The organism is Micromonospora sp. ABR4_055 (genome assembly GCF_056160425.1).
Map to the genome: position 1 here is coordinate 1 of NZ_JBSWXD010000321.1, position 1,243 is coordinate 1,243.

2 protein-coding genes and 1 pseudogene are annotated in these 1,243 nt (G+C 70.9%); 2 read left to right on the plus strand and 1 reads right to left on the minus strand.

Annotated features, from left to right (window positions below):
• Both ACXAHD_RS32150 and ACXAHD_RS32155 read left to right on the plus strand, forming a co-directional pair.
• A pseudogene (locus tag ACXAHD_RS32150) lies at positions 1-388 on the plus strand (hypothetical protein); the annotation flags it as partial.
• Positions 385-807, plus strand: coding sequence for a roadblock/LC7 domain-containing protein (locus tag ACXAHD_RS32155; protein WP_281555324.1), 423 nt, complete (start codon positions 385-387; stop codon positions 805-807). The pseudogene ACXAHD_RS32150 and the gene ACXAHD_RS32155, both read left to right, overlap by 4 nt.
• 4 nt (positions 808-811) lie before the next feature.
• Here ACXAHD_RS32155 and ACXAHD_RS32160 read toward each other — a convergent pair.
• A partial coding sequence (locus tag ACXAHD_RS32160; protein ID WP_475055175.1) for a hypothetical protein occupies positions 812-1,243 on the minus strand: 432 nt, incomplete at its 5' end.

Below are 1,243 nucleotides of genomic sequence, written 5' to 3' on the forward strand. Positions count from 1 at the left end.
GGCCGAGGCCATCCTCGCCTCCGCCGGTGGCGCCGCGGCCGGTGGCGCCGCGGCCGGTGGTGCCGCGGCCGGCGGCGGCAGCGTCTGGTGGGAACGTCAACGTGGACCGGTCGCTCCGCTGCCACCCGCCCCAGCGCCGCCGGTGGTTCCGGTAACAGCCGGGACCAGCAGCAAGGGACTACCGGTACGGGTGCCGATGGCTTCGTTGCCCGTTCCCGCCGAATCTCCCGCAGCTCCCGTTCCGGCGCCGGTCGACGAGCCGGATCCGGATGCGGTCAGTAGCGTGCTGTCCCGCTTCTACGGCGGTGTGCGGCGGGCTGAGTCCGAGGACACCAGCGAGATGACCCTGGCGCCGGCCGGCCGCCGTGGTGAGGAGGAGCAAGAGTGAAGACTTTGAGCAAGGAGGCCCGCGACCTCAGCTGGTTGGTGAGCGCGTTCGCGGAGCGCGTGCCGGGTGTCGCGCATGCCATCGTGGTGTCTTCGGACGGTCTGCTGGTCGCGGTGTCGGAACATCTGCCCCGGGACCACGCCGACAAGCTATCGGCGGTGACCTCCGGGCTGATGAGCATCACCAGTGGTGCGGCCCAGATGTTCGACAACGACGTGGTGAAGCAGACCGTGGTCGAGATGGGCCGCGGCTACTTCCTGATCATGAATATCCGGGACGGTTCGATCCTCGCCACCCTCGCTGCTGGCGATGCGGACATCGGTGTGGTCGGCTATGAGATGGCGCGGTTGGCCAAGCAGGCCGGTGAGATGCTGACTCCGGCGCTGCGCGCCGAACTGCAGCAGGCGCTGCCGCGCTGAGCTCTCAGTCGGCGACCTCCACCAGGAGCGTGGCGAGCATGAGGTCGAGCTGGATGGAAATATCGGTGCCCACTGTGCCCTCTTGTCGGTGTGCGGCGAGTCTCGACCTTAGCTCGCCGGCCCGGTGCCGTAGCCGCTCAGGCGTGGCGCCTTCCGCCACCGAGACGCGAAACTGGTCGGCCGCGTCGCGTAGGTCAGCTGCGGCATCCGCCCTGATCCGCCCGTCAGTGGAGCCGTCGGCCACGAGCAGATCGAACTGCTCCACCACCCGCGCCGCCGTGGCCAGCAGCTCCGGCGGTGTGTCGTCCGGCCCGGTCGGGGGCCTGGCCGCCCCGGCGACCGGCGCGGTCGCTATCGGCGAGGGGGCCGCCGCGTGTTCGGCGGCCGGCAGAGGCGCGCCGAGTACCGCGGCCGCCACGACCGCGAAGGCCAGTAG